The organism is Arthrobacter sp. OAP107, from assembly GCF_040546765.1.
Taxonomy (GTDB): domain Bacteria; phylum Actinomycetota; class Actinomycetes; order Actinomycetales; family Micrococcaceae; genus Arthrobacter.
In genome coordinates this window covers 4,088,497-4,109,848 of the sequence record NZ_JBEPOK010000001.1, presented here as the reverse complement: position 1 = coordinate 4,109,848, position 21,352 = coordinate 4,088,497, and the positions used below count along the sequence as shown (strand labels likewise).

Annotated in this window: 19 protein-coding genes; 8 read left to right on the top strand and 11 right to left on the bottom strand. The window is 66.7% G+C overall.

The genetic code is table 11. From position 1 onward, the window contains the following. The first annotated feature begins 65 nt into the window (after positions 1 to 65). Positions 66 to 692, top strand: a complete 627-nt coding sequence (locus tag ABIE00_RS18830) for a hypothetical protein (RefSeq protein ID WP_354262233.1) — start codon at positions 66 to 68, stop codon at positions 690 to 692. Between the two features lie 204 nt (positions 693 to 896). Here the strand turns inward: ABIE00_RS18830 and ABIE00_RS18825 are convergent, their stop codons facing one another. Both ABIE00_RS18825 and ABIE00_RS18820 read right to left on the bottom strand, forming a co-directional pair. Continuing rightward, positions 897 to 1,565: a transglycosylase family protein gene (locus tag ABIE00_RS18825; RefSeq protein WP_354262232.1), complete on the bottom strand. Its 669-nt coding sequence runs from the start codon at positions 1,563 to 1,565 to the stop codon at positions 897 to 899. 262 nt (positions 1,566 to 1,827) lie between these two features. Continuing rightward, positions 1,828 to 4,572: an excinuclease ABC subunit UvrA gene (locus tag ABIE00_RS18820; RefSeq protein WP_354262231.1), complete on the bottom strand. Its 2,745-nt coding sequence runs from the start codon at positions 4,570 to 4,572 to the stop codon at positions 1,828 to 1,830. 126 nt (positions 4,573 to 4,698) lie between these two features. Between ABIE00_RS18820 and ABIE00_RS18815 the strand changes: the two genes are divergently transcribed. Next, a complete protein-coding gene (locus tag ABIE00_RS18815; RefSeq protein ID WP_354262230.1) occupies positions 4,699 to 5,709 on the top strand; it encodes an adenosine deaminase in 1,011 nt (336 codons plus the stop codon). Between the two features lie 83 nt (positions 5,710 to 5,792). On the opposite strand, the gene ABIE00_RS18810 is transcribed toward ABIE00_RS18815, so the two are convergent. Beyond that, positions 5,793 to 6,104 (bottom strand): hypothetical protein, encoded by a 312-nt coding sequence (locus ABIE00_RS18810; protein ID WP_354262229.1) that lies wholly within the window; start codon positions 6,102 to 6,104, stop codon positions 5,793 to 5,795. On the opposite strand from ABIE00_RS18810, the gene ABIE00_RS18805 reads away from it, so the two are divergent. Both ABIE00_RS18805 and ABIE00_RS18800 read left to right on the top strand, forming a co-directional pair. After that, entirely contained in the window at positions 6,091 to 6,588 is a 498-nt protein-coding gene (locus ABIE00_RS18805; protein WP_354262228.1) for a hypothetical protein, read from the top strand. The genes ABIE00_RS18810 and ABIE00_RS18805 overlap by 14 nt on opposite strands. 261 nt (positions 6,589 to 6,849) lie before the next feature. After that, positions 6,850 to 7,845, top strand: coding sequence for a hypothetical protein (locus ABIE00_RS18800; RefSeq protein WP_354262227.1), 996 nt, complete (start codon positions 6,850 to 6,852; stop codon positions 7,843 to 7,845). 74 nt (positions 7,846 to 7,919) lie between these two features. Here ABIE00_RS18800 and ABIE00_RS18795 read toward each other — a convergent pair whose 3' ends face one another. Next, positions 7,920 to 8,504, bottom strand: a complete 585-nt coding sequence (locus ABIE00_RS18795; RefSeq protein WP_354262226.1) for a hypothetical protein — start codon at positions 8,502 to 8,504, stop codon at positions 7,920 to 7,922. 106 nt (positions 8,505 to 8,610) lie between these two features. Continuing rightward, positions 8,611 to 8,901 (bottom strand): hypothetical protein, encoded by a 291-nt coding sequence (locus ABIE00_RS18790; RefSeq protein ID WP_354262225.1) that lies wholly within the window; start codon positions 8,899 to 8,901, stop codon positions 8,611 to 8,613. A gap of 373 nt (positions 8,902 to 9,274) precedes the next feature. Between ABIE00_RS18790 and ABIE00_RS18785 the strand changes: the two genes are divergently transcribed. Further along, the gene (locus tag ABIE00_RS18785; RefSeq protein WP_354262224.1) at positions 9,275 to 11,578 is read left to right on the top strand and encodes an FdhF/YdeP family oxidoreductase; all 2,304 of its coding nucleotides are present in this window, start codon (positions 9,275 to 9,277) and stop codon (positions 11,576 to 11,578) included. A 99-nt stretch (positions 11,579 to 11,677) separates the two neighbouring features. Here the strand turns inward: ABIE00_RS18785 and ABIE00_RS18780 are convergent, their stop codons facing one another. From ABIE00_RS18780 to ABIE00_RS18770, 3 genes are all read right to left on the bottom strand, one after another. After that, positions 11,678 to 12,040 carry a DUF6457 domain-containing protein gene (locus ABIE00_RS18780; protein WP_354262223.1) on the bottom strand — a complete coding sequence of 121 codons (363 nt, stop codon included), beginning with the start codon at positions 12,038 to 12,040 and terminating at the stop codon, positions 11,678 to 11,680. Between the two features lie 92 nt (positions 12,041 to 12,132). Next, positions 12,133 to 13,107, bottom strand: coding sequence for an aldo/keto reductase (locus ABIE00_RS18775; RefSeq protein WP_354262222.1), 975 nt, complete (start codon positions 13,105 to 13,107; stop codon positions 12,133 to 12,135). Between the two features lie 222 nt (positions 13,108 to 13,329). Then, positions 13,330 to 14,223 (bottom strand): glucose 1-dehydrogenase, encoded by an 894-nt coding sequence (locus tag ABIE00_RS18770; protein WP_354262221.1) that lies wholly within the window; start codon positions 14,221 to 14,223, stop codon positions 13,330 to 13,332. Between the two features lie 299 nt (positions 14,224 to 14,522). Here ABIE00_RS18770 and ABIE00_RS18765 point away from each other — a divergent pair, with 299 nt between their 5' ends. Further along, on the top strand, positions 14,523 to 14,807 hold the full coding sequence (locus ABIE00_RS18765) for a DUF2630 family protein (RefSeq protein ID WP_354262220.1): 285 nt from the start codon (positions 14,523 to 14,525) through the stop codon (positions 14,805 to 14,807). Between the two features lie 106 nt (positions 14,808 to 14,913). Here ABIE00_RS18765 and ABIE00_RS18760 read toward each other — a convergent pair whose 3' ends face one another. Beyond that, entirely contained in the window at positions 14,914 to 15,213 is a 300-nt protein-coding gene (locus ABIE00_RS18760) for a hypothetical protein (RefSeq protein ID WP_354262219.1), read from the bottom strand. Between the two features lie 258 nt (positions 15,214 to 15,471). On the opposite strand from ABIE00_RS18760, the gene ABIE00_RS18755 reads away from it, so the two are divergent. Next, entirely contained in the window at positions 15,472 to 16,320 is an 849-nt protein-coding gene (locus ABIE00_RS18755; protein ID WP_354262218.1) for a pullulanase X25 domain-containing protein, read from the top strand. A gap of 164 nt (positions 16,321 to 16,484) precedes the next feature. Further along, the gene (locus ABIE00_RS18750; RefSeq protein WP_331572429.1) at positions 16,485 to 16,787 is read left to right on the top strand and encodes an acylphosphatase; all 303 of its coding nucleotides are present in this window, start codon (positions 16,485 to 16,487) and stop codon (positions 16,785 to 16,787) included. A 1-nt stretch (position 16,788) separates the two neighbouring features. Here the strand turns inward: ABIE00_RS18750 and ABIE00_RS18745 are convergent, their stop codons facing one another. Together ABIE00_RS18745 and ABIE00_RS18740 are read right to left on the bottom strand one after the other, a co-directional pair. Beyond that, positions 16,789 to 20,592, bottom strand: coding sequence for a TM0106 family RecB-like putative nuclease (locus ABIE00_RS18745; protein WP_354262217.1), 3,804 nt, complete (start codon positions 20,590 to 20,592; stop codon positions 16,789 to 16,791). A 158-nt stretch (positions 20,593 to 20,750) separates the two neighbouring features. Further along, positions 20,751 to 21,053 (bottom strand): DUF1540 domain-containing protein, encoded by a 303-nt coding sequence (locus ABIE00_RS18740; RefSeq protein ID WP_354262216.1) that lies wholly within the window; start codon positions 21,051 to 21,053, stop codon positions 20,751 to 20,753. Positions 21,054 to 21,352: the final 299 nt, after the last annotated feature.

The window sequence follows — 21,352 nt, the reverse complement described above, 5'->3', positions numbered from 1 at the left end:
ACATACGCAGGCTTGATTAATCCACTAAGATGTCGGAAACCTCAACAGCGTCTGGAAGCCTACTCATGACTCTTACCTCTCCCGCGCCCCTGTCATCCGCCCCCGCGGAGGCGAATTCACACGCGTCACAGGAGCCTCAACTGTTTGTTCCCAAGTACGGCCAAATGCTGGGTGCCGACGCGAACGGGATCCTCGTTCTCGACGAGTTTACTCTGGACCCGGCCGCCGCACGCAAGGACCAGCACCGTTTCCGCACTGCGCTTGCGGCCGTTGCGCTGACCCTGCGCAGGCTCGTTGCGCTTCGCGTTTTCATTGCCGTGGTGGCCGTCGCCAACCTGCCGCTCTTCCTGATGTCAACCGGCTGGTGGATCTACGCCGTTTCGCTGGCCCTGGTCATCGGCGTCCACGCCGCCGTGAACTGGCTGAACAAACATGAGCCGCGCGTCAAGCAGCGCCACGAACTTGAGCTGCACCTGCACCGCGAACGCAGCGACAACTACCGCAAGGTGCGCGATGCCGTGAAGTTCGTCGTCGACAGCCCTGCCCGCGTCAACGAGCACCTCTACCTCGAGCTGCTGCACGCCAAGCGCGTTGCCCTGCACCTCGCCTCCGGCACCGTCGCCCTCCTGGACACCAGCGACGACGCCGCCTGGAAGGTGCGCATCGTGCGGGAGCTACCCGCTGCGGCCTAAGGCCGAAATATTGACGGTTCCAGCCGTCACGCTGTAGGGAATTAAGAACGACGCCGGGCGTCCCCACTCAGGGGGCGCCCGGCGTCGTAGTTTCTGGAGACAGACACTAAAACGGCAAGACACAGCGACGCCGGGCGGCCCTGGAAAGGGACCGCCCGGCGTCGAGCTTCAAGGCAGTGCCGCTAAGCGGCCCGACCAAGCAGCCTAGGCAGGAAGCTGCAGAACCTGGCCCACGAACACGAGGTTCGGGTTGCTGATGGTGCCAGCGTTGGCGTCGGCGAGGTGCTGCCAGCCGCCCTGGATGCCGAGCTTGTCGGCGATCTTGCTGAGGGTGTCGCCGTCCTGGACGGTGTAGGTCTCGCCGCTCACCGCGATGGCGGCAGCGTGACGCGCCTGGACAGGAGCCTGGGCCACCGGAGCCTGGGCAACGGGGGCGGTCTGGACAGGAGCCTGGACGGGTGCGGCCTGGACCGGCGCGCTCTGCGGCAGGATCTGCGGTGCAGGAGCGCCACCGCCACCATTCAGGCCGAGCTTCGCGGAGCAGGCAGGCCATGCGCCCCAGCCCTGGCTGGCCTGGACCTTTTCGGCGACGGCGATCTGCTGGGCGCGGGAAGCGTTCTGCGGCGAGCCCGCTCCGCCGTAGGCGGCCCAGGTCTGTGGGGTGAACTGCAGGCCGCCGGAGAAGCCGTTACCGGTGTTGGTGGACCAGTTGCCGCCGCTCTCGCACTGGGCGAGGGCGTCCCAGGTGGAGGCGCTTGTTGCGGTGGGAGTTGCAGCGTTGGCGGCAGTGGCGGAGAGCGCCAGGGTTGCGGCGGAAACCGCGGCCAGGGTGACTCCACGGCGCGCGGCAGTGCTGAGAGTGGATTTCTTCATTTTGGGATGCTCCTGAGGCCACCCGCGCTCGGTCCGTCCCCGGACGTTGTCGCGCTACTGCCCGCCCCTGACGAACTAGAGGTCATTTCGGTGTCCGCCGGCCGGGCAGTAACTGGTGGAGGCGGCACCGGGCATTCATGGGCCCGCGTTGCGCGGGCATGTGCCCCAGCCTAGAGGTGTCGGCCGCCGTTATCAAATCGAGATAATCATTGACAGTCAAGCGGCTTTAGGCAGTCATCCGGGCAGGGGGACCGGGGTCCTGCTATTCGGAACTCCGGCCGAGCGCAGAAGAGCCGAGCGCGGAAGCCAGGTACGGCGCCGTCCGGCTGTCCGGTGAACCGGCGACGGCGTCGGGCGTGCCGGCAGCGACGATTTTTCCGCCGGCATCCCCGCCGGCCGGGCCGAGGTCGATCACCCAGTCCGCTTCCGCCACCACATCCATTTCGTGCTCCACCACGACCACTGTGTTTCCCGCGTCCACGAGGCGCTGCAGCTGGGCCATGAGGAGGCGGACGTCGGCCGGATGCAGGCCGGTGGTCGGCTCATCCAGCAGATACAGGGTGTGCCCGCGGCGTGCCCGCTGCAGCTCGGTGGCGAGCTTGATGCGCTGGGCTTCGCCGCCGGACAGTTCGGTGGCGGGCTGCCCCAGCCGCAGGTAGCCCAGCCCGACTTCCCGCAGTGTCTGCAGGCTCCGGGCCGCCGAGGGAACCTCCGCGAGGAATTCAGCGGCGGCATCCACGGTCAGGCCCAGGATCCCGGCCACGTTCTTGCCGCGGTAGGTGACTTCCAGGGTTTCCGGGTTATAGCGCGAACCGTCGCATTCCGGGCAGGGGCCGTAGCTGCCGGGCAGGAACAGCAGTTCGACGGCGACGAATCCCTCGCCCTGGCAGGTCTCGCAGCGCCCGCCGGCCACGTTGAAGGAGAAGCGCCCGGCACCGTATCCGCGGGCCCGGGCTTCGTCTGTGGCGGCGAATTCCTTGCGCACGGCGTCGAAGAGCCCTGTGTAGGTGGCCAGGTTGGACCGGGGCGTGCGGCCGATCGGCTTCTGGTCCACGGTCACCAGCCGGTCCACGTGGTGCAGGCCGGTCACGGTTCCGACGCTCAGCGGCGTGCCGGGATCTCCGGCGTCCAGGAGTTGGTCCCCGTTGGTTCCCGCAGACTCTGGGCGGCCCGCACCCGCATCACCGGCACCAATTCCCCCCGAGCCCGCGTCGCCGTGCAGGTCGGACCCGACCACCTCCGCCAAAACGTGGCTGACCAGCGTCGACTTGCCCGAGCCGGAGACACCGGTGACGGCGGCCAGGACCCGCAAGGGGAAGGACGCGTCGAGGCCGCGGAGGTTGTGGCGTGAGATGTCGTTCAGTTCCAGCCAGGCACCGGGCTCCCGACGGCGGCCGGTACGGACGCCGCTGCCCGGCTCGCTGCCCGGCTCGCTCACTTCGGGCGCCCTGCCGTTAGACGCACCGGTGCGGGAAGCGCCGGCAGTGCTGCCGCCGTCGTCGGTTTTGGCGCTGCCAAGACGTCCCTGGGGGCCGTCCTGCACGAGGAACGGGCGCGTGACGGAGGCCTCGACGTCGGCCAGGCCGGCCACGGGTCCGCTGTAGAGCACCTCACCGCCGCCCTCTCCAGCCCTCGGACCCACGTCCACGAGCCAGTCGGCGCGGCGCACGATGTCCATGTTGTGCTCCACCACGAACACCGAGTTGCCCGACGATTTCAGCTGTTCCAGGACAGCGAGCAGTGGCTCGGCATCGGCGGGGTGCAGCCCGGCGGAGGGCTCGTCCAGCACGTAGACCACGCCGAACAGACCCGAGCGGAGCTGCGTGGCGATCCGGAGCCGCTGCATTTCACCGGGGGAGAGGGTGGGCGTCGATCGGCCCAGTGCCAGGTAGCCGAGCCCCAGATCCAGCAGGACCGTGATCCGCTGCAGTAGGTCGCGCGTGATGGCCACGGCCACCTCGTTGCCTTCGCCGGAGGACAGCTTGCGGGAGGCGGTTCCGGCGTCCTTCAGTTCGGTTGTGGGGCGGATGATGTCGGCCAGTTCGGCCGTCGGCACGGCGTTGAGGTCGGCGATGGTCCTGCCTGCGAACGTGACGGCCAGGGCGTCCGGGGTGAGTCCGCTGCCGCTGCACCGCCAGCAGGGGCCGGTTTCCATGAAGCGGAGCACGCGTTCGCGCATCGTGTTGCTCTTGGAATCCGCCAGGGTGTGCAGCACGTGACTCTTGGCACTCCAGAACGTGCCCTTGTACGGCTTGGCCACCCGGTCACGCTGCGGGATGATCTCCACGACCGGCTGCTCCTCGGTGAACAGGATCCAGTCACGGTCCTCCCGGGGCAGCTCCCGCCAGGGGATGTCGACGTCGTAACCCAGATGGGTGAGGATGTCCCGCAGGTTCTTGCCCTGCCACGCGGTCGGCCACGCGGCGATAGCCCCGTCCCGGATGCTCAGCGACGGGTCCGGGACCAGCGAGGCTTCACTCACGGTGTGTGCGACGCCGAGGCCGTGGCACTCCGGGCATGCCCCGGCTGCCGTGTTGGGCGAGAAGGCGTCCGAGTCCAGCGGGCTCGCCCCGGCCGGGTAGCTGCCGGCGCGGGAGAACAGCATGCGGAGAGAGTTGGACAGCGTGGTCACCGTTCCCACGGTGGAACGGCTGCTCGGTGTGCCGCGGCGCTGCTGAAGCGCGACGGCGGGCGGCAGCCCGGTGATCATCTCCACCTTGGGATTGTGGCCCTGTTGGATGAGGCGCCGGGCGTACGGCGCGACGGATTCGAAGTACCGGCGCTGGGCTTCGGCGTAAATCGTGCCGAACGCCAGCGAGGACTTGCCAGATCCCGAGACACCGGTGAAGGCCACGATGGCGTCGCGCGGGACAGCCACGTCCACATTGCGAAGGTTGTTCTCACGGGCACCGCGCACCCGGACAAAACCGTCGGCAGAATGGTGGGCGCCGGTTTCCGGGCTCCAGTCCAGATCGGCCAAGGGATCAGCATACTCTTCAGTCCGCATCTGTTCGACTCTAGCGGTCATGGCCGGTCCGGGGACTATTCTGTCGGGGTGAACACTTACGACGCCGCCGCTGAACCGATCGGTCCCGCTGCTCTTTCAGATCAAACCGGGCCAACAGATCAGACTTTGCCTTCAGCTGAAGAGGAGCTGGTGGCGCCTCCGTCGCCGTCGCCCTTGGCGGAGCTCCACCTTCACATTGAGGGGACGCTGGAGCCGGAACTGATCTTTGCGCTCGCTGAACGGAACGGCATCGAGCTGCCGTACGCAAACCTGGACGAGCTACGGGGCCGGTACGAGTTTACGGACCTGCAGTCGTTTCTCGACCTGTACTACGCCAACATGGCCGTCCTCCGGACCGAGCAGGACTTCGCCGACATGACCCGGGCCTACCTGACGCGGGCTGCGGCGGCCGGGGTGCGGCACGCCGAAATCATGATGGATCCGCAGGCACACCTCTCGCGGGGAGTCGCCTTGGAGACCTGCGTGAACGGGGTCGCCTCTGTCCTCGCCACCTCTGAGGAGGAGTTCGGCATTTCCACGCTGCTGATCGCCGCTTTCCTCCGCGACCTGTCCGAGGACTCGGCGCTCGAGGTCCTGGAGGGGCTTCTGGCGATGGACGCCCCGATCGCCGGCATCGGCCTGGACTCGGCAGAGGTGGGCAACCCGCCGTCGAAATTCACTCGGCTGTTCGCCCGGGCCAGCGAAGCAGGCCTGCGGAAGATTGCGCACGCCGGGGAGGAGGGCCCGCCGTCGTACATTGTGGAGGCTCTGGACGTGCTGGGCGTGGAGCGGATCGACCACGGTATCCGGTGCATGGAGGACCCCGAGCTCGTGGAGCGGCTGGTCGATGACCATGTGCCGCTGACGGTCTGTCCGCTGTCGAACGTCCGGCTCCGGGCCGTGGACATGCTGGCAGCGCACCCGCTGCCGGCGATGCTGGCCGCCGGTCTCAACGTCAGCGTGAACTCGGACGACCCGGCGTACTTCGGCGGCTATTTGGATACCAACTTCGCCCAGCTGGAGTCGGTGCTGGGGCTGTCCGAGTTCGACCGGGTAAGGCTCGCTGCGAACTCCATCAGGTCCTCGTTCGCCAGCGAGGAGCGGAAGCACGAGTTGCTGGCCGAGCTGTCGGGCTGAAGCTGTGTAGTGGCCTTAAAATGCCTGTGAATACCGATAGTAGGATGGCTTCTCTACCCGGGCAACGGTAGCGTTCAGGGTACTCATTCCGCGTGGTAGAGGCAGACACTGATGCGCAGGACCTTCGCTCTAGTTGCAGCTCTCGTGGCCCTTGTTCTTGCCTCGTCGGCTTGCGAAGCGCTGGTCCCGGACTCGGCCACGGCCCCGGGAACCGCGGCACCTACGGCAGAACCTCCGGCGGCCCCGAGCACAGCCAACCCCGTGACGCCCTCGATCCCGGCCACGACTGCGACTCGGCCCTCGAAGCCGAAGCCGACGACCTCCGGCACGGCGGCCCCGACGACCTCCGGCACGGCGGCCCCGACGACCTCCGGCGAAAAAGTGGTTTCTGGCACCTACATCACCGCCTACACGTGGTTTGATAACACTCCTCCTGGTTCTCCGGACATCAGCAACCCCGCGCTGCACAGGCAGGCCGGGGGAGTCGGAACGTACGACGACCCCGTGACGGTTGCGGTGGGACACTCTTGGGAGACAGGCAAAGATGTACTCGATGTCCCTGCCGGAACACGGATCTATCTGCCCGACGTTCGCCGCTACTTCATCGTCGAGGACACCTGTGGAGACGGGCCGACGCCCGAGGACGGCCCATGCCATGCCGGTGCCAGCGAGCATGAGGGCGCCTCCATCTGGATCGATATGTGGATCGGCGGCGAGGGTGAGGAGGCATCCTTTACCCGGCGTTGCACACGTCGGCTCACCGGTGTTCACACTGCCGTTTTCAACCCGGCCAATAACTTCGTTGTGGCCTCCGGAGATGGCGTTATCCACGATGGTCAGTGCGACGGCGAATACGGCAGTGAGCTTGCACGGCGGTAGCCATGAAGGCGCCGGAATTATGCCGTACGGGGTGTCTGTCGGTTTGTGCGACGCGCCGTAAAGTTGGCGAGTTCCTAGCCCTCTGTGTAACGTTTAGGTCACTGGTCGGCTCACACGCTCCCTTGGGTGGCATAACCCCATCTTCGTGTGATAAATCCCCAGGCTGCCGCATGCGCTGCAGCAGACCAGAATCGATTCCGGGCAGGACTGGCCTTGCTTCAGCCTGCCTGATACCGCATCACAAAAGAGGCTAATACTCCAATGCGCAGGAAAAATCTGCTCGCCGCCGGCATGCTCTCCGTAGTGCTTGCCACAACGGCATGTGCCGCAGGAACCGGCACCAGTTCCACCATCCAGTCTGCGGGCTTCGCTAACTCCGGTGTAGAAGTGACAACCGACTCTACATCCACCCTGGGCTCCAGCGAGGTCGGCACGTCGCAGCAGGTCGCTGCGGCCAAGGCCCGCGCTGCGGCCAAGGCCCGCTCTGCTGCCAAGGCAAAAGCTGCTGCAGCTAAAGTCAAGGCTGAGGGAGCGCGAGCCGCCGCAGTGAAGGAAAAGACGGCCAAGGCAAATGCTGCGGCCAAGGCAGCAGCCCGCGAGGCCGCCTTGGCCAAAACCGTTGCCGACCGAGCAGCGGCAGCAAAGGAAGCAGCTGCGAAGGCGGCAGCCGCCGTCGCTGTCCCGAGCATCGCGGCGGAGACGCCCAAGCCCGTGAAACCCAAACCTGCCCCGGTACTGCCGGCGTCGTCGGAGAAGGTGGTCCATACCACGTACACCACTGCTTACACCTGGTATGACAACACTCCGGCTGGCTCAGCAACGATCAGCCACCCTGTGCTGCACAAGACTGCCGGTGGAACGGGAACCTACGCCGATCCGATCACTATCGCAGTGGGGCATTCCTTGGCATCAGGCCAGGACGTGCTGGACTTCCCCGCCGGCACGCGCATTTACCTCCCGGATGTTCGGCGCTACTTCGTCGTGGAAGACACCTGTGGGGACGGCGATGATCCGGAGAATAATGGTTGCCACCAGGGCTTGAACGCCCAGGGAACCAATTCCACCATATGGATCGATATGTGGATTGGGGGCCAAAGCATGGACGCCGACGGCGCTAATAACTGCGCCGGACAGGTGACAAGCGTGCGAACGGCGATCTTCAACCCTGCCAGCAACTACGTTGTGGCACCGGGCGCCGGCGTGATTCACGATGGCAAGTGCGACGCCGGATACGGCAACGCCCTGGTCAGAAGGTAACTGAAACTATCGCTGCAGCTTCGGCTCTGGCCAAGCACAGCGGAGGGGACTGGCAGATGATGCCAGTCCCCTTTTCACTTATCAGTCCGGATGATCCACCAGCCCAGCGCCGCCATGACCAGCCCGATCGGGATCCCGTACGGCGGCAGCCCGGCGTTGTAGCCGAGGAAACCCGCAACGACGAACGCCACGCAGGTCCACGCGGGGAACATCCCTGAGCGCCAGCCGGCGATGCCAAAAAACATCCAGCCCACGCTGAAGAGCACGTAGCTGGACAGGCCCCCGACTGCCAGCATTCCGGACCCGCCCGCGAGGATCGCGCCGGGGGCGGCCTCGGCGATCCAGGGGCCGGCGAAGCCGTCGAACCACATGTTGCCGGCCATGTCCAAGGTGCCCACAAGCGCGATGCAGAACCCGGCGGCGCCGAGTCTGCCCGCCCGGCCGCCGAGCCGGAAGTAAACGGACACCAGTGCGAGGGTGAGCCCGACGAAGACCACCCAGTAGAGGGCGTTCGTGACCTGGAAGGGCGTCTGCCGCATCATCTCGATGCGGTCGAGGCTCCGATCGGCAGCCAGCAGGCGGGCCAGGTCCACGGCAGCGAACAGTATGCCCGACACCACGGCGATGGGGCCGGCGGCTTTGACTAGCGGCGAGGACATTTGCTACCTCCTGACTGGGATGCAATTGTCGGGTCCTGAACGGAAGCGTCGGGTCCTGAACGGAAGCACCGGTGCTACGCGCCCGGCGCCGATCAACCGCCGTCGTTCACGTGCCCCGCATTCGGAGCGCGAAACGCCCGACGGCGGTGGCCGAGCGGGGTGCCTTGCGCCAGGCCCGGCGGTCCAGGACCACGGTGGCAAGCACCGCCAGGACGACGGCGAGGAAGTAGATCAGCTCCGCGCGGCCGGCGTCGGCGGCGGCGAAGCCGAAGGCCCCGACGGTGACGGTGCCCTGGCTGTTGTGGAACAGAAGCGTCAGCAGAACGCTGCCGCCGCTGCGGTTGAACAGCCAGACGTAGAGGAACGTGATGGCGAAAGTCGTCGGCAGGCCGATCACGCTCAGCCCGAGAAAGAAGACCAGCGGCAGGTGCCACGAAGAACGGCCAGGAGGCCCAGGAAATTGCGTAGGACACGACGAAGAAAGCCAGAAGCCTGTGGTGTTTCAGCCAGCCCCTAGAACGGCGCATTGCGGCTCCAAACGGTCTGCAGGTGCTCCCATTGTCCGCCCCTGCTGCACCGGTGCGCCAGCAGGCGTTGCGCCGCTGCATCCGCTGCGTGCCGGTTGCACCTGGCCTCCGGCGGACCTCTAACGGGGCCGAATGCTTGCAGGCACCTTGCATTACTGCTAGTCCTGTGAGGGAGGCAAAACTGCGGCGATGGTGCCGCGAACAGCAGTGCCCGGACGATGGCCGAGTCAAGGAGTGTGCAGCATGCCGCGCAAGAACCCAGACGTTGAAGAGGCGAACGAGAAGGACCTGGAGGTAGGCAAGCCCAAGGAATGGGCCGCCGGCATCCCGGGTGTCGTGCATTCGATGCAGCCGGCCATCAAACACATGGGCCTGGGCAGGGCAGAGAAGACGCTGTTGGCCCTGAACCAGAAGCACGGCTTCGACTGCATGAGCTGCGCCTGGCCAGACCCGGACCACCGGAAGGCGTTCGAGTTCTGCGAAAACGGGGCCAAGGCCGTCACTTGGGAAGCCACGCCCGTGGTCATCGAATCGGACTTCTGGGCGGAGCATTCCGTCAGTGGGCTGCGCCAGCGGACGGAGTACTGGCTCGGTATGCAGGGCCGCGTCACGGAGCCGGTCTACAAGCCGGCAGGGGAGGACCATTACCGGCCCGTGAGCTGGGATGAGGCTTTCGGGATCCTGGGGCGGAAGCTCAACGGACTGGCCAGCCCGGACGAGGCCGCCTTCTACACGAGCGGCCGGACATCGAACGAGGCCGCCTTCATCTATCAGCTGTTCGTGCGGGCCTTCGGCACCAACAACCTGCCGGACTGCTCCAACATGTGCCACGAATCCTCCGGCTGGGCGATGGGCCAGACCATCGGCATCGGCAAGGCCACCATCACCTACGACGACTTCGCCAAGGCGCAGCTGATCATCATCATGGGGCAGAACCCGGGCACCAACCACCCGCGCATGCTTACCGCGCTCGAGGAGGCCAAGGAGGCGGGCGCCGAGATTGTGGCCGTCAACCCGCTGCCGGAGGCGGGGCTGCTGCGCTACAAGAACCCGCAAAAGGTCAAGGGCGTCATCGGCCACGGCACCGATCTCGCGGACCAGTTCCTGCAGATCCGGGTGGGCGGCGACATGGCGCTGCTGCAGGCCATTTCGAAGCGGGTGCTCGACGCCGAGGCGAAGAATCCCGGGACGGTGCTGGACCACGAGTTCCTGGCGGAGCACTGCGAGGGCCTGGAGGAACTCAAAGCGCACCTTGACGGGCTTGACGACGAGACCGTGCTGGAAGCCACAGGGCTCCGCGCCGACGAAATCGACGAGCTGGCCGCCCGGTATCTGAAGGCGGACCGCGTCATCATCACGTGGGCCATGGGGATCACACAGCACAAGAAGGGTGTGGCCACCATCAAGGAGATCATCAACCTGCTCCTGCTGCGCGGTAACATCGGCAAGCCGGGTGCCGGCGCCTCGCCGATCCGCGGGCACAGCAACGTGCAGGGTGACCGGACCATGGGCATCTGGGAGCAGATGCCGCCGGCGTTCCTCGACGCACTCGGCAAGGAGTTCAGCTTCGACCCGCCGCGCGAGCACGGCGCTGACGCCGTGGAAACCATCCGCAGAATGCGCGACGGCGGGATCAAAGTTTTCGTGGCATTGGGCGGAAACCTGGTGGCCGCCATCTCGGACACGCACGCCGCCGAGGCGGCCATGGAGAATACCGACCTCACCGTTCAGATCTCCACCAAGCTGAACCGCTCGCACACGGTGACGGGCAAGGAAGCCCTCATCCTGCCCACCATGGGGCGCACGGAAATCGACCTCCAGGAATCCGGACCGCAGTTCGTCTCCGTCGAGGACACTGTTTGCGCCGTGCATCCCTCGGCGGGTCGGGTGGAGCCTGTTGCACCGAACCTGCTGTCAGAGGTGGCGATTGTCTGCCGGATGGCGCGGGAGACGGTGGCGGGGAAGTCCAGCGCGGACTGGGCGGGCTTCGAGAAGAACTACGACCTTATCCGCGAGCACATTTCCCATGTGGTGGCCGGCTGTGAGGACTACAATAGCAAGATCCGGCAGGAAGGCGGCTTCGTCCTGCCCAACGGACCGAGGGATTCGCGGACCTTCCCCACGCCCACCGGCAAGGCCATGCTGACGGTCAACCACCTGGAGAGCGTCGAGCGGCCGGCCGGCACGCTGATCCTGCAGTCCGTCCGCTCGCACGATCAGTTCAACACCACCATCTACGGGCACAACGACCGGTACCGCGGCATCAAGAAGGGCCGGGACGTGGTGTTCGTCAGCCCCGAGGACATCGCCGAGCTCGGCCTGAGTGATGGCCAGTTCGTGGATGTCCATGGCGTGTACGAGGACAACGTGGAGCGGGTGATGCGGAAGCTGCGCGTCGTTTCGTATCCCACGGCCAGCGGCTGCGCGGCCGCGTACTACCCGGAGGCCAACGTCCTGGTGCCCCTGGAGAGCGTCGCGGAGGGAAGCAACACGCCGGCGTCCAAGGCCGTGATTGTGCGCCTGGAGCCCAGCGCGGAGACGGTGTAGCGCGCGGCTCTTCCCTGGCCGCCGCGCCTTGCGCCGCCGTCCTCCCTAACGCCCTGTCCCCGCCCGGCATGGGCGGGGCAGAACGGGGCTGCCGGGCGGCTATTGGGCGGTACTGGACCAGCCCTTACTGTCCGGGCCGCCCTCGGTTCCGTGCTCGCAGAGCCGCAACGCGACGTCGGCCGCCGACTGCACTGCCTCCTGTGGCGAGGCGCTGCTGCCGTGCGCACGGAGCCCGGCCGCGTAGCCGACCAGCAGCGCGGTGACCGGACCGGCCTGTCCGTTCACGGCGCGCGAAGACTCCTCAGTGAGTCGGGCCACCAGCTGCTGGTCCACCTTGAGGTCCAGGATCTGCAGCGCCTGCGTGAGCCGCTGGCTCCAGTGGGCGAGGTTTGTGTCTGTGCCTTCGGTGGCGGCCCCAGCGGGGGCGGAGGTGCCGCCGTCGTCCTCGGTAATGCCCGTCATGGGAGTCCCTTTCTGTTGCTCATCTCTGCTGCTGGTTCGTGTCTGCTGCTGGCCCGGGCCGACGCTTCCGGCGGACGCGCCGGGGCGGGATTCTAGGTATCTATCGAGGTCATGTGCGGGTAGCGGGCCCCTGCGGCAGCGCCCGCCGGGGCCAGTTCGTCAAGGCGGGCAAGGTCCGCGGCAGAAAGCTCGACGTCGGCTGCGCCCAGGTTCTCGGCCAGGCGTTCGCGCTTCTTGGTACCGGGAATGGGGACGATGTGCTCGCCCTGCGCGAGCAGCCAAGCCAGGGCGAGCTGCGCCGGGCTGCACTGTTTCTCGTCTGCGAGTTCCCTGACCCGGTCCACCAGCTGCAGGTTGCGGGTGAAGTTTTCGCCCTGGAATCGGGGAGAGTGCCGCCGGAAATCGTCTTCAGCAAAGTCGTCGGGGCTGCGCAGCTGGCCGGTGAGGAAGCCCCGGCCGAGGGGGCTGTAGGGCACGAACCCGATTCCCAGTTCCGCCAGGACCGGGAAGACCTTCGTCTCCGGCTCCCGCTCCCAGAGTGAATACTCGGTCTGCAGCGCGGTGATCGGATGGACGGCGTGCGCCCGGCGGATGGTGTCGGCGCTGGCCTCCGACAGGCCCAGATAACGGACTTTGCCGGCCTCGACGAGCTCCGCCATGGCCCCGACGGTGTCCTCGATGGGGACGGTCTTGTCCACCCGGTGCTGGTAGTAGAGGTCGATGTGGTCCACGCCGAGGCGCTGCAGGCTTGCGTCGCAGGCGGAGCGGACGTATTCGGGGCGGCCGTTGATGCCCACCCAGGATCCGTCGTCGCGCCGTTCGTTGCCGAACTTCGTGGCCAGGACCACGTCGGAACGCCGCCCGGCGATGGCCCTGCCCACCAGCTGCTCGTTGGTGAACGGGCCGTACATGTCTGCGGTGTCCAGCAGGGTTCCGCCGGCGTCCAGGAAGGCGTGGATGGTGGCGATGGACTCGCTGTCGTCGACGGTTCCGTAGAACTCGCTCATGCCCATACAGCCGAGGCCGAGGCTGGAGACTGAAAGTGTGCCTAGCGTGCGGGATTCCATGGGGCTCTCCTCAGGGTGGATTGCGGGAGTGGCTCAGGGAGGTGCGTGTAGTCGCCACTATAAGTCGGTTCGCGGCATTTTTGCTCCACTTCCGTGGTGCGGAAACGCCGCCGGCCCCGGGTGCCCCGCGTGCTGGCGCGGTTTTCCCGGTGGCTGGCGGCGCTGCTGCTTCCTGAAGCGGTGCAGAAATGCGCGGGCTCCGGCCCCGACGGCCGACAGCAGCTACGGCGTGGGGCTGCCACCGTTGACATTCAGGGTCTCGCCAACCACGAAGCTCGATTCCGCCGAGGCCAGGAACACGTAGGCCGGGGCGAGCTCCGCGGGCTGCCCGGCGCGGCCCAGGGGCGTGTCCTTGCCGAACTCGGGGAGGGCTTCCTTGGGCTGGCCGCTGCTGACCTGCAGTGGCGTCCAGATCGGCCCGGGAGCCACGGCGTTCACCCGGATGCCCTTCGGTGCCAGCTGCTGGGCCAGCCCCTTGGTGAAGTTGTTGATGCTGGCCTTCGTGGTGGCGTAGTCAACGAGGGTCGGCGACGGGTTGTACGCCTGGATCGACGTGGTGTTGATGATCGTGGAACCGGCAGGAAGGTGCGGCACGGCGGCCCGGGTGAGCCAGAACATGGCGTACACGTTGGTCTTCTGCGTGTGGTCGAACTGCTCATCGGTGATGTCCCCGATGTCCTCCTGCGCCACCTGCTTGCCGGCGTTGTTCACGAGGAGGTCCAGGCCGCCCAGTTCCTGCAGTGCGGTGTCCACCAGTTTCTGGCAGGTTGCGGCGTCCTTGAGGTCGCCGGGAACCTTCACGGCCTTGCGGCCGGCCTTCTCGATCAGGTTCGCGATCTTCGCGGCGTCTTCCTCCTCCTCGGGAAGGTAGGAAAGCACGACGTCGGCCCCTTCCCGGGCGAAGGCAATCGCCGTCGCAGCGCCGATGCCTGAGTCGGCGCCCGTGACGATGGCCTTCCTGCCGTCGAGGCGGCCGGTGCCGCGGTAGCTGTCCTCGCCCAGATCGGCTTTGGGTTCAAGCTTGGCGTCCAGGCCGGGCTCGGGCTGGTGCTGCTTGGGCGGGGAGATGTGCCCGTAAGCAGTGACGGGATTCTTGAACGTGTACTGGTCGGTCATGGTTCTCCTCCGTGGTGGTGTTGGATGCGGACAGGGGTCATCTTGCTCCGGGCAGTGCTGGCATTGCGGTAATGCTAAGCATGCTTACCGTCTACCCTAACGAGACGACGGCGGGCCCGCCAGTGCCGCCGTCGTCAGGCCTTGCGAAGGGATGGGATCCGGGCTGCAAGCGGCGGGGAACTGCCCCTTTCCCGGGCTGCATTACGTGATTAGGCTGGCAGTCCAGCCCCCGCCGCGAATGGTTGTGGGTGGTGGTCCCAACAGTGAATCCGGCACGCGGTAACCAAGGAGTGAAGGCGATGGACAACCAGGACATTCTGCAGCGCATCCAGGCGCTGGTTGACGAAGAGCATCAGCTCCGCGAGCCGGCGGGTTCGGGGCAGGCCGGCGGTGCCGGCGGGGACAGCTCCGACGAGGACGACGACGGCCGGAGCGACCGCCGCGCCCGGCTGCGGCAGGTGGAAGAGGCGTTGGACCAATGCTGGGACTTGCTGCGCCAGCGCCGGGCGAAGGCCAAAGCAGGCGAAGATCCCAACGAGGCGGATGCCCGCCCCGTCAATGAGGTGGAAGGGTACGTCCAGTAGGGGGCGGATCAGTAGGAAGTCCAGCGCTGGCGCTAGCGCTGGGAAATGGGAGGGGCGGCCGCCGCCGGCAGCCGCCCCTCCGGGGTTGATTGGTTACCGCCGGCAGTTACTGTTCCTGGCCGCTGTGCAGTCCGTCGTCGCTGCTATCCGCGGCGGCCGCGTCACCGACGTCGTCGGAGAGATCCATGTTGCCGCGGGCTTCCTCCATTGTGGGGCCGCCAGAAGGAACGCTGTAGTGCTCCGGGCGGATGCCGTGCGACTGCTCCTCGATGAGGGCCTGCTCCTCACTGAAGCGGATGGCGTTGGCATCGTCACCCACGTCGCCGGGAACGTCGTCGCGGAGCTTCGAAGGGTCCGGAACGATAAAACCGTCTGCCTTGCTGCTGTGTTCACTCACTGAAATCATCCCTTCCGTTTGGGGCCTCGCTCTATACGGTAAGCCTACTTTCTACCTTCCCCGCCGGGAATTGGGCCGCGGAGGTGAGCAAGAACATGAAGTGCGGCCAAGGGGCAGCGCGGGCCGAAAAACCCGGATTTCCGGCTCAGTTCAGGTGTAATCCCCGTCATAGTCGGTCACGACACACAATGTTTACCCGGCAAAGTCGCCAGATTCGCCCAGAACTTGGCAAACTACTGGGGGAACAATCGCTCTGTAAGGGGAACCATGCGCAAGACTGCCGCCGAAAACACCAACATCCGCCTTAAGGCCGTGCTGGACGTTCTGGCAGAGGGGGTGTTGTCGGGTGAATCGCAGAACGCCGGTGCCGTGCTTGCTGAAGCGCTCGTCCGGGTTCCGCTGAACGCCTACGAAGCTGAACTCCTCAGCGGTGGCATTCCCCGCGGCCACAAATCGCTGACCACCGCTACGGCCAAGCTGGTCAAGGCCGGCTGGCTGGTCAAGGGACGCTCCGGCTGGACCATCACCGAGGACGGACAGCGCGCAACGGTCGCTTTCCCGGACGCGGCCAGCTTCTCGGCAGCGCTCGACGCCGGTACTCCGGTCCCGGCCGACACGCCCCTTCCGGAGGCCGCACCTGCCAAGCCGGCGGCCAAGAAGGCAGCCGCAGCAAAGGCCGAGAAGGCTCCGTCCAAGACAGCCAAGGTTGTCGACAAGGCGGCCAAGCTGATCGAGGACGCTGTTGCTCCCGTGGCCAAGGCTGTTCTGAAGAAGGCAGAAGCCGACGCCGAAGCGCAGGCTCCCGCAGAAACCGTCGACCAGCCGGCCGCCGTGGCCGTGGCCGGCGACTTCAACACCCTACTGGGAGCCCCGGAAAACTGGGCGCCGCAGTACGACGAAGCGCAGATGCAGCTGGACGAGCTGGACCAGCTGTGGAAGCTGTCGGCTGAGATCCCGGCCGGTTACTACACCTTCAAGATCGCTCTCAACCGTTCCTGGGAAGAGAACTACGGCGCGTTCGGCGCGTTCGATGGAGCCAACCACGAACTGCACCACTCCGGCGGCCAGCTCACCATCCGCTACGACCACCGGACCCGGGACATCACCGTCAACTGATCCGTCCGGCCGAAGCCCCGCTGCAGCACCCGTTGCAGCGGGGCTTCGCCGTTCCTGGCGTCAGTTGACCCGGCCTGTGCCCGGCTCCGGCCTGTGCCCGGCTCGGCCTGCGCCCGCTGGCCGGAGCCTGTCGAGACCAAGGCCGCCGGCGCTACATTGGTTCCATGACTGACTCGAAGGCAGCAGACCCGGACAGCGTCCGCCTCACCGCACGCGTCACGGGAATGGTCCAAGGCGTCGGATTCCGCTACTGGACCGCGCGCAAGGCCGACGAGCTGGGCCTGACAGGTTCGGTCAGGAACGACGACGACGGTTCGGTGGCCGTTGTCGCGGAGGGGCCGCAGCCGGACATTGTCGAATTCAGGCGCTGGCTCGGATCATCCCAGGCACCGGGCAGGGTGTCGCACGTCGACGAGAAAGTTTCCCCGGCTGAAGGCGGATTCAGGAGCTTCCAGGTCGTCGGCTGACTCAGTCCCGGGTGAATTCCCCCGGGCTGAGTCCCAGGAAGGCCCCGAGTTCCTCGAGCGCGAAGGGCCGCGCCGGCATGTAGTTGGTGAGTTCAGGGGAGCGGACGATGACGGCCCGCCATTGGCCCCGCGATACGGCTACGTTGATTCGATTACGGTTGAGCAGGAACTCGGCCCCGCGCGGTGCTTCCGCAATGGCTGAGCACGCCATCGACACCAGTACAACGGGAGCCTCCTGGCCCTGGAACTTATCCACTGTTCCCACCCGCACGTCGAAAAGCCCCTCCTGGTCCAGAGCGTGCCGGATTGTCTGCACCTGGGCGTTGTACGCAGCCACCACCAGGATGTCCTTGGCTTCCAGCCGCCGGATCGGCCCGTCCTTGCCCGGCGTCCATTTGAGCCCGATGTGCTGGCGCGCCAGTCCGACGACCGCGGCAGCCTCCTCCGCCGAACTTGTGGTGTTGCCGGCATGCGGCACCAGAACGGTGTCCACACCTGGCGGCACGCCGTCAAGGTGGCGCAGGGAAGCCGCCGGCGCAGATTCCAGCCTGCCCTCGTAGCTGAGCACCGACACCTTCCGGCACAGCTCGGGATGCATCCGCCAGGAATCGGCGAGGAAGTACCCGAGCTCGGCAGGCATCGTGGCGCGCCCGGCCGACAGCCAGCCCAGCGCCGACTCATCGACCGGTTCCGGATGGGAGCCCTGCGTGACCTGGGGAAGCTGCTGAGGGTCGCCGAGCAGCAGGAGACGCTTCGCGGAGCGTGCCACGGCCAGCGTGTTGGCCAGCGAATACTGGCCGGCCTCGTCGATGACCAGCAGATCCAGCGAACCGGCAGGCACGTGTCTGCCGGTCATGGTCCAGGCAGTTCCGCCAACCAGGCAACCGTCCGGCCCGTCGAGGAGCCGCGCAACGTCCTCGTCGGCGACGCAGGTCCACGGTACGTCGTGTGGTTGAGACAGTTTCTTCGCCACCACGGCGCGGTCCACCCCGGCTTTCTCGATCGCCGTGCAGAGCATGTTTTCGACGACGGCGTGGGACTGGGCGACCACGCCCACCTTCCACCCGGCCTCCACGAGCCGGGCGATGACGTGGGAGCCCACGAACGTCTTGCCGGTCCCCGGAGGCCCCTGCACCGCGAGGTAGGACCGGTCCAGGTGTTTCAGCGCGTGGGCAATGGCAGAGACGTAGTCGGCGTTTCCGTTGGAGTCGCTGCCAACTGCGGGCAGGCTCGGAAGGCCTGCCAGCCGGGGTGGTGTCCGGCGCAGGATGTCCACCCCGGCATGTTTGGGAAGTTCTGGCAGGGAGGAACCAACGCGCTGCGCGAGTTCTGCCAGCGCGGCCTCAATGCTGTCGGTGGCAATGGGACGGTCGTCCGTCAGCGCCATGGGCAGCTGGAAGTACGGCGGCACCTTCCCCGTGGACTTCTCCGTGATGGTGATGACCGTCCGGCCGGGCTGTTCGGGATGGTCTTCAACAGCCTCCACGAGCGTGCCGAAGATGCCGTCGCGGGAGGGCGGCATGGTGGCCTCGTGGGGTCCCGCAACCGTGCCCTCCATTGAGCCGGCTGTATCTGATGGCTCGGTTGCTGCCGCGCGCCTCGGGGTCCGCCCGCCGTCGACCTCCCCTAGACCATCGGGCAGGGGGTCCTCGAACATTCGGAACCATTTGGAACCCGGCTTGAATTCCGAGCCCTCGCTCATGATCCCGGTGAGCCGCAGGGTGCGGGACTCGGTCCTGGCTCTGGAAGTGGGCGGTGCCCAGTCCGAGAGCACCTCGGCCGCTTCCACGATGAACACGTTGCGCTGGTCCCGCCACCTGTCGACCTCGGACTCGAGCCGGTCGAAGTGCTCCCACCAGAACTGCTTGCGCTCCCGGCGGTGGTAGCCGGTGGCCGCCGCGACCATGGCGACGGCCTGCTCGTCCGCCGTCAGCTCGCCGTGTTCCGCAATGGCGTCCAGGAAGGATCGCAGGCCTGCCTCCTCCGGCGAAGGTTCCCCGTCCACAACGGCGTCCGGCGGCGTTTGGGGACCGGCCGCTGTCCCTGCGCCGGCAGTCGTGGTCCCCACACCGGCCGCCATCACGCCAGCCCCACCGGAACCACCGGGCGCGCCACCGCCGCGCAACTGCAGCAGCCAGTCGCGGAGGCGCAGCGTGGACAGGCAGTCGTACTGGTTGTAGTCGGAAATGGAGGCGAGGATGGCGGCCGCCTCCGCGTGGGTCTCGGGCCCGGCGTCGCGCGCCTCGCAGTAGGCTGCGTAGGCCACCACCGAAGCACCGGCGTCCTTGACGTCACCGGACCTCAGGTTGTCTCCCATGTACAGGGGCTCGAGCTTCTTGATGGAGTACGAGGCCTCGGAGATGCGCAGTGAGTGCCGGACCGTGGCGTAGAGGTCAATGAGGAGCCCGTCCCGCAGCCATGAATCCACCACATCCTCGCCGGCCACATGGTTCAGCGAGAGGTTGCGCAGGGCAGTCTTCTCGTAGGGGGCGTAGTGGTAGACGTGCATGTCCGGATACTGCGCGCGCCGTTCCTCCACGTAGGCGAGGAAGTCAAGGAACGCCTGCCGCTCACCCACACGCGAGTGGGCCCAGAACGGCCGGAAGACCGGGTCCTGGCCCGGCGGGTCAGTGGGCAGCGGGGCCTCAATCACGCCGAAGAGGTACTCCAGGCCCCATTTGCCTGCGGGATCCTGCCAGAGGGGGTCGCCTTCGAAGTCAAAGAAGATGTCGCCGTCGCTCGGGGCAGGAATGCCAGCCAACGCGTTGTCCGCCAGCACCTTGTAGGTGACGGTGTGCGGCTGGCCCTCCTTCACGAAGGTGCGTGAGCCGTCGGCTGCCTCCAGTCCGGTTTGCATCCTGGCCTGGTCCCGCAGGCGCTGCCGCGAACCCGTGGCCAGGTGCAGGGGGAGCTCGGCGAGGGCGTCGATGGTGGTGACGCCGTCCGCGACGAGCTTCTTCCGCTGGACGGAGGTCATGCCCGCCACCATGAGCAGGTCTCGGTGCCCGGCCACTTGCTCGGCGCAGTAGTCGCACCTGCCGCAGTAATTGACGCCGGGCTGTTGCCAGGCCACAGGAGCCTCACCGGCACGGTGCCCGGCGGTGAGCTCACGGAAGCGCGCCCGGCGCTCGCGGTACACCGGCAGCAGATCCGCCAGCGAGTGGGTGCTGCGCTCAAGGTTGCCCAACACCAGCAGGACCCGCGGGGCCGGCTCCAACCCGAGCTTGATCAGCTGGTCGCCGTAAGCGGCAAGCTGCAGCAGGGCTCCTACCTTGGCGTGCCGCGCCAGCTTGGTGTCCCAGACCTCATACCGGTCCGGAGCGGAACCCCTGGACAGTGGAGGTCCTGCCGCTGTAATGCCCACAGCCTCTTCGCTAGCCCCGGCCGCCTCCTCCCGCACCAGGAAGTCTGCATAGCCGAGGAATTCGCCGTCGAAGAACGTGGCCTGGAAGACGACGTCGGCGCCGCTGCGGAGGGCGGCGGCGGTCTCGCGGGCCTTGTCCGCCAAGCTGGCCCGGTCCGGGGTTCCGCGGTCGATGCAGTAGACCCCGGTGCCGCGCGAGGCGTCCCACGGGCCGTGGCGGTCGATGAGGGAGGCCAGCACCTTGTGCTCGTGGACGTCGCCGAGCTTGCCTGCCCGTGCCTGCATCTCGTCGGCGGCGAAATCGGCTTTGGCGGACCGGCCAAGTTTCTCGTCCAGGATCCGGAGCGTCCGGTATTCGCATTCGCTGGCGGCCACGAGGTCGGTGGCTGAGAACACCAGATCAGCCGGTTGGCCCGGTGTTGTTGGGTCGAGCAGGAACATGGGGCCTCCCCATTGGCAGCCTCGCTCCGGAATGGTTCCCGGTGCGCTGATTCGAATCTAGCAAGAGGCTGTGACAATCAAGCCGCACCGGCCGGGAGCCGGGTCAATGGGGGACCTATCCGCCTGCGCTGGTCAGTCGATGGGGAGTGGATCCCGGGTTAGTGGGTGGCCTGTCGTCCATTGTGGGAGTAGGTGAGGCAGTCGGCGTTGTCCGGGCCGGGGCCAACGTGGACTTCGGACGCCTTGCACATCAGGTGGTCGTTGTGGATGCATTCCGACCGCTGGCATGCCCCGACGCCGGCGAGGACCTTCGGCAGGCCGCCGTGCACACCCGTGTCGATGAACGTGGCGCAGGAGGCGTGGTCTGTGGTGCCGCCGACCGTGATGGCCTCGGCGTTACATTCGGAGTGGTCGTTGAAGGAGCAATTGGTGACGCTGCAATCGGCTACGTGCGTGCTCATGGATTCCTCCAAATTTCCGGACGCCCCGGCTGGGCGGCCCGCTGTTCCCAACGTAGGCCGGATGGGCGCGATCAAAAAGACCCAATTGTGTTGCGTAATTGACGTAATTGCAGGAGCGGTCCCGCAGACTTCCAGGCACCATGGACCCTTTGGGGGCACCGTTCTAGACTGGCAGGACCCTCCACCTTTAAGGCCCGACGGTGTCGTCCGGCCTTTCAGGGGAATGCCCTGGAGGGCGCATCACATCACTCATGAATTCACCGCCGACCCTTCCCGGGGAAGGGTCCGTGACGCCAGGA